Source organism: Afipia birgiae 34632, assembly GCF_000308295.2.
In the GTDB taxonomy this organism is placed as follows: Bacteria; Pseudomonadota; Alphaproteobacteria; order Rhizobiales; family Xanthobacteraceae; genus Afipia; species Afipia birgiae.
Genome location: NZ_HG326652.1, coordinates 1,889,509 through 1,894,229, shown reverse-complemented (window position 1 = coordinate 1,894,229; position 4,721 = coordinate 1,889,509). Strand labels below are relative to the sequence as shown.

Genomic DNA, 4,721 nt, shown 5'->3' with positions numbered 1-4,721 from the left:
TAACTTCGTATAGCATACATTATACGAAGTTATACGAGGGTGGGGCTTCGGGCTACTCGCGCGATCCACCCCCACCCGACGCGTTGTTCGCTTCGCTCTCACGCGCCACCCTCCCCACAAGGGGGAGGGAAAGGAAAGCGCTGCCCGACTTTCAGGACATCACTCATGACCACAGCCCACGTGGCGCTGCGCGCCGCGATCCATGACGCGTTGCTGACGGACGGCGCGCTCACCACAGCACTCGGCGGCGGCAGGATCTACGATGAACCGCCACGCGATGCCGAGTTTCCCTATGTCACGCTCGGCGAGGCGCGGCTGATCGATGCGTCGTCCGACGGTGGACAGACGCAGGAACATCAGCTCACGCTGCATGCCTGGTCACGCAAAGGCGGCCATCGCGAGGCGCATGTCATCGCCGGAGCATTGCTGCAGGCGCTCGACGATGCGCCGCTGTCGCCCCACGGGCATCGGCTGGTCAATCTGAGATTTTCAATCGCCGACATTCGCCGCGAGTCCGACGGGCGCACCTATCACGCGCTGGTGCGGTTTCGCGCTGTCACGGAACCTTTGACCTGAAGCGAATTCAGCAAAAGTGGACACCGGTTTTGCGTCCGAATTCGCGTCAACATTGAGGAGAGAACGATGGCCGCCCAGAAAGGCAAGGACCTGCTGCTGAAGATGAGTGACGGCGCGGGCTTCGTGACCGTCGCCGGGTTGCGCAGCCGCCGGATCGCGTTCAACGCCGAGACGGTCGATGTGACGCACGCGGAATCCACCGAGCGCTGGCGCGAGTTGCTCGCAGGCGCGGGTGTCAAGCGCGCGTCGGTGTCGGGCAGGGGACTGTTCAAGGACTCAGCCTCCGACGCGCTGGTGCGTCAGGCGTTCTTCGACGGTGTGCTGAAATCCTGCCAGGTCGTGGTGCCGGACTTCGGCGTCATCGAGGGCCTGTTCCAGATTTCGAGCCTTGAGTTTTCCGGTGAACACAACGGCGAGGTGACGTTCGACCTTGCGCTGGAATCCGCCGGTGCGCTGACATTCACGGCGGGTTGATCATGGCGAATATTTATCGCGGGGAAATCTCCGCAGACCTCGGCGGCAGGCGGCGCACACTGGTGCTGACGCTCGGCGCGCTGGCCGAACTGGAATCCGCATTCGAGGCCAGCGATTTGATGGCGCTTGCGGAGCGCTTCGGCACCGGGCGGCTGTCGGCGCGCGATCTGGTTCGCATCATCGCGGCGGGATTGCGCGGCGCCGGCGAGACGGTTTCGGATGATGACGTCGCGGCCATGACCGTCGACGGCGGCGCGGCCGGATATGTCCGAGTCGCCGCCGCTCTCATTACTGCAACATTCGACGGCGCACCGATCAGCGAGACGTCATGAAGCCGTTTCCATGGGCGCAGGCAATCGGCTTCGGCATCGGCGTGTTGCGTCTGCCGCCGGATCATTTCTGGCGCATGACGCCGCGTGAACTGGCCTATGCAGTCGCGGCTGTGCGCGGTCCGAACCGCGAGCCGATCGATCGCACGGCGCTGGATCAGCTGATGCAAAGATTTCCCGACAAGGCGCGTGGAGCATAGGCATGGCATTCGAAGCCTCGAGCGAAGAGTCGTCGCAGTCACTGGACAGCGTAAGTTTGCGAACGCGCGAATTGACGATGGGCGCGAATGCGTTTTCGCGCGCGATGACAGGGGCCTTCCGGTCGTCGGTCATCGGCGGCAGGCAATTTGACGATGTGCTGAAGTCGCTGACGCTTCGGCTGTCCGACATGGCAGTGCGGCTTGCCTTCAAGCCGCTGGAAAAGAGTATTTCAGGCGGGATCGAGAGCTTGCTGTCAGGCCTCGTGGGCGCCGTTGGTTCCGGCGATGCCTCGCCGAAGTTCGCCAGCGGCGCGGTGAAACCGTTCGCGAGCGGCGGCGTGATCGGCACGCCGACCTATTTTCCGCTGATGCAGGGCGGCGTCGGTCTCGCCGGCGAGGCGGGTCCGGAGGCGATCATGCCGCTGGCGCGCGGGCCGGACGGCAAACTCGGCGTCACCGGGCGCGGCGGCGGCAACAGCATCACGATCCAGATCGCGACGCCGGACCTCGAAAGTTTCCGCCGCTCGGAGAACTACATCACCGGCCAGATCGCGCGCGCGGTCTCGCGCGGGCAGCGGAATCTCTAGTTCACGCGGTCGCGCAATCCCTTGACGCCCTTGTGCTCGGCGCAATGGTCGCAGCAATAGAACGTGCCCTTGTTCTCAAGTCCGTGACCGACAATGCGCGTGCCGCAATTGGCGCATGTCGGCGCCAGGGCGTGGATCGCACATTCGAAGCTGTCATAAGTGTGGGTCTTGCCGGCCAACGTGACCTGAAAAGCCTTGTCGTAGTCGTTTCCGCAGGTTTCGCACTGGGCCATGGCCTGATCTCCGTTCGGTTACGTCAGCATCCGACCAGTCAATGACCGCCGGGCGCATCAGTTCCCGGCCGTCCTCAACAAACACCGGGGTGAACAATGCCCGCCAGCTTTCATGAAATCCTGTTTCCGCTCGACATCGCGCTGAAGAGCGCGGGCGGGCCGGAGCGGCGCACCGACATTGTTACCTTCGGCTCGGGTCGCGAGGAACGCAACGCGCGTTGGGCGCATTCGCGCCGCCGTTTCGATGCCGGTTACGGCGTCAAGACGCTCGACGCCTTGCAGGAGGTGGTGGCGTTTTTCGAGGAGCGGCGCGGGCAGCTCTACGGTTTCCGCTGGCGCGACCGGCTCGATCATTCCTCCGCGCAGTCGGCATCGGATATTTCGCCGCTCGATCAGATGCTGGCCAGCGGCGATGGCACGCGCGCGGCGTTTCAACTGGCCAAGACTTACGGCAGCACTTATGCGCCGTACACGCGCGCCGTTGCAAAGCCGGTGCCGGGCAGCGTGCGTGTGGCGGTCGCGGGCACGGAAGTCCCGTCCGGCACGGCATTCACCTGCGACAGCACAACCGGCATCGTGACGTTTCTCGGGGGGCATATTCCCGCGAGCGGCGCGGCGGTGACGGCGGGTTTCCTGTTCGATGTGCCGGTGCGGTTCGACACCGACTATCTCGAAGTTGATTTGTCGGCTTTCGCGGCGGGCGCGATCCCGAAGATTCCGCTGGTGGAGATCCGGCCATGAGAGAGATTCCATCGGCGCTCCAGGCCAGGCTCGATTCCGGCGTGACCACACTTTGTCATTGCTGGAGGCTGACGCGGCGCGATGGTGTCGTGCAGGGCTTCACCGATCACGACGACGATCTGATGATCGGAGGCGTGACCTATCGCGCGGGTACAGGCTTCACCTCGTCCGAGGCCACCAGCCGTTTCGATCTCTCGGTCGATGGCGCGGAGATCGCGGGCGCGCTGTCGGATGATGCATTGCTGGAGAGCGATCTGGCTGCAGGCAACTACGACGCAGCCGGCGTCGAGACCTGGCTGGTGGACTGGAGCGACGTGTCGCTGCGTGTGCTGACCGCGCGCTCGACGCTGGGTGAAGTCAAACGTGAGGGCCAGGCGTTCAGCGCCGAGTTGCGCGGGCTTGCGGATCAACTGTCGCAACAGAGCGGGCGGTTGTTCACCGCGCGATGCGGCGCGGATTTAGGTGACGCGCGCTGCAAGGTCGATCTGACGGTATCGGCATTGCGCGGCGCGGGCACGGTCGCGAGCATCGAGTCGGTGTCAACGCTGGTGGCATCCGGCCTCAATGCGTTTGGCGAGGGCTGGTTCACCAACGGCAAACTGAGCTGGACGTCAGGCGCGAATGACGGTCTGTCTGTCGAGATCAAGGATCATCGCATAGCGTCGGGGCATGCGCGGCTGTCGCTGTGGCAGGCCATGCCGGAAGCCATTGCAAGTAGCGACAGCTTCACCGTCACGGCCGGGTGCGACAAACGCTTCGCGACCTGCCGCGAGCGCTTTGCCAACGCAGTCAATTTTCGCGGCTTTCCGCACATCCCCGGCAACGATTTCGTCATCGCCTCGCCCGATGCGGGGGCGGGAAACGATGGCGGGTCGATGTCGGGGTGAGGATGTGTTTCTCACCTCTCCCCGTTCTTACGGGGAGAGGTCGTGAGCGAAGCGAGCGGGTGAGGGGCATGCTTCCGCGCGCGATGTTGCCCCTCACCCAACCCTCTGCCCGCGGGCGGGGAGAGGGAACGCATCGTGCTCCTAGTCTGGACATTCCACCAATGGCTTCATCTCTCACCAGCGCCGCCATCGTCGCCGAGGCGCGCGAATGGATCGGCACGCGTTATCGCCATCAAGGCGCGTTGAAAGGCGTCGGCTGCGATTGTCTTGGCCTCGTGCGCGGGGTCTGGCGCAACTGCGTCGGCTCCGAGCCGGAAATGCCGCCCGCTTATGCGCCGGACTGGGCCGAAGCATCGGGGATCGAGACGCTAGCGGAGGCCGCGACGCGGCATCTTGTGCCGGTGGCACGTGACGACATCGGCGGCGGTGACGTGCTGCTGTTTCGCTGGCGCGAGGGATATGTCGCCAAGCACGCGGCGATCGCGACATCCGAAGGCACCATGATCCACGCCCATGACGGCGCGGCAGTGTGTGAGGTCGCGCTGTCGCCGTGGTGGCGGCGGCGTCTTGCCTATGTGTTTCGGTTTCCGGGAGTGACGGACTAGTTGCCGGCTTCTTCACCTCTCCCCCGCAGGCGGGGAGAGGTCGGATCGTGTAGCGATCCGGGTGAGGGGCATGCATCCGCTCAATGACA

9 protein-coding genes are annotated in these 4,721 nt (G+C 64.5%); 8 read left to right on the top strand and 1 reads right to left on the bottom strand.

Annotation, left to right across the window (positions count from 1 at the left end):
- The first annotated feature begins 165 nt into the window (after positions 1 to 165).
- The 5 genes from BN32_RS09010 (at position 166) to BN32_RS08990 (ending at position 2,166) form a co-directional block, all read left to right on the top strand.
- Positions 166 to 576: a DUF3168 domain-containing protein gene (locus tag BN32_RS09010; RefSeq protein ID WP_019197835.1), complete on the top strand. Its 411-nt coding sequence runs from the start codon at positions 166 to 168 to the stop codon at positions 574 to 576.
- A gap of 66 nt (positions 577 to 642) precedes the next feature.
- Positions 643 to 1,050 carry a phage major tail protein, TP901-1 family gene (locus tag BN32_RS09005; protein ID WP_019197834.1) on the top strand — a complete coding sequence of 136 codons (408 nt, stop codon included), beginning with the start codon at positions 643 to 645 and terminating at the stop codon, positions 1,048 to 1,050.
- A 2-nt stretch (positions 1,051 to 1,052) separates the two neighbouring features.
- The gene (locus tag BN32_RS09000) at positions 1,053 to 1,382 is read left to right on the top strand and encodes a gene transfer agent family protein (protein WP_040425596.1); all 330 of its coding nucleotides are present in this window, start codon (positions 1,053 to 1,055) and stop codon (positions 1,380 to 1,382) included.
- Positions 1,379 to 1,579, top strand: coding sequence for a rcc01693 family protein (locus BN32_RS08995; protein WP_019197832.1), 201 nt, complete (start codon positions 1,379 to 1,381; stop codon positions 1,577 to 1,579). Before BN32_RS09000 ends, BN32_RS08995 begins: the two co-directional genes overlap by 4 nt.
- A gap of 2 nt (positions 1,580 to 1,581) precedes the next feature.
- The gene (locus BN32_RS08990) at positions 1,582 to 2,166 is read left to right on the top strand and encodes a phage tail tape measure protein (RefSeq protein WP_019197831.1); all 585 of its coding nucleotides are present in this window, start codon (positions 1,582 to 1,584) and stop codon (positions 2,164 to 2,166) included.
- On the opposite strand, the gene BN32_RS08985 is transcribed toward BN32_RS08990, so the two are convergent.
- Positions 2,163 to 2,399, bottom strand: a complete 237-nt coding sequence (locus BN32_RS08985) for a hypothetical protein (protein ID WP_019197830.1) — start codon at positions 2,397 to 2,399, stop codon at positions 2,163 to 2,165. The genes BN32_RS08990 and BN32_RS08985 overlap by 4 nt on opposite strands.
- Before the next feature lie 96 nt (positions 2,400 to 2,495).
- On the opposite strand from BN32_RS08985, the gene BN32_RS08980 reads away from it, so the two are divergent.
- The 3 genes from BN32_RS08980 to BN32_RS08970 all read left to right on the top strand — a co-directional run bounded on the left by BN32_RS08980 (position 2,496) and on the right by BN32_RS08970 (position 4,632).
- On the top strand, positions 2,496 to 3,140 hold the full coding sequence (locus BN32_RS08980; RefSeq protein WP_019197829.1) for a DUF2460 domain-containing protein: 645 nt from the start codon (positions 2,496 to 2,498) through the stop codon (positions 3,138 to 3,140).
- Positions 3,137 to 4,027, top strand: a complete 891-nt coding sequence (locus BN32_RS08975; protein ID WP_019197828.1) for a DUF2163 domain-containing protein — start codon at positions 3,137 to 3,139, stop codon at positions 4,025 to 4,027. The genes BN32_RS08980 and BN32_RS08975 overlap by 4 nt, the downstream gene beginning before the upstream one ends.
- Before the next feature lie 161 nt (positions 4,028 to 4,188).
- Positions 4,189 to 4,632, top strand: a complete 444-nt coding sequence (locus tag BN32_RS08970) for an NlpC/P60 family protein (protein ID WP_019197827.1) — start codon at positions 4,189 to 4,191, stop codon at positions 4,630 to 4,632.
- The last annotated feature ends 89 nt before the right edge of the window (positions 4,633 to 4,721 follow it).

What these genes read in the sequence shown, in the direction of transcription:
- BN32_RS09010 (WP_019197835.1), top strand. Translation starts at nt 166, where the DNA reads ATGACCACAGCCCACGTGGCGCTGCGCGCCGCGATCCATGACGCGTTG.
- BN32_RS09005 (WP_019197834.1), top strand. Translation starts at nt 643, where the DNA reads ATGGCCGCCCAGAAAGGCAAGGACCTGCTGCTGAAGATGAGTGACGGC.
- BN32_RS09000 (WP_040425596.1), top strand. Translation starts at nt 1,053, where the DNA reads ATGGCGAATATTTATCGCGGGGAAATCTCCGCAGACCTCGGCGGCAGG.
- BN32_RS08995 (WP_019197832.1), top strand. Translation starts at nt 1,379, where the DNA reads ATGAAGCCGTTTCCATGGGCGCAGGCAATCGGCTTCGGCATCGGCGTG.
- BN32_RS08990 (WP_019197831.1), top strand. Translation starts at nt 1,582, where the DNA reads ATGGCATTCGAAGCCTCGAGCGAAGAGTCGTCGCAGTCACTGGACAGC.
- BN32_RS08985 (WP_019197830.1), bottom strand. Translation starts at nt 2,399, where the DNA reads ATGGCCCAGTGCGAAACCTGCGGAAACGACTACGACAAGGCTTTTCAG.
- BN32_RS08980 (WP_019197829.1), top strand. Translation starts at nt 2,496, where the DNA reads ATGCCCGCCAGCTTTCATGAAATCCTGTTTCCGCTCGACATCGCGCTG.
- BN32_RS08975 (WP_019197828.1), top strand. Translation starts at nt 3,137, where the DNA reads ATGAGAGAGATTCCATCGGCGCTCCAGGCCAGGCTCGATTCCGGCGTG.
- BN32_RS08970 (WP_019197827.1), top strand. Translation starts at nt 4,189, where the DNA reads ATGGCTTCATCTCTCACCAGCGCCGCCATCGTCGCCGAGGCGCGCGAA.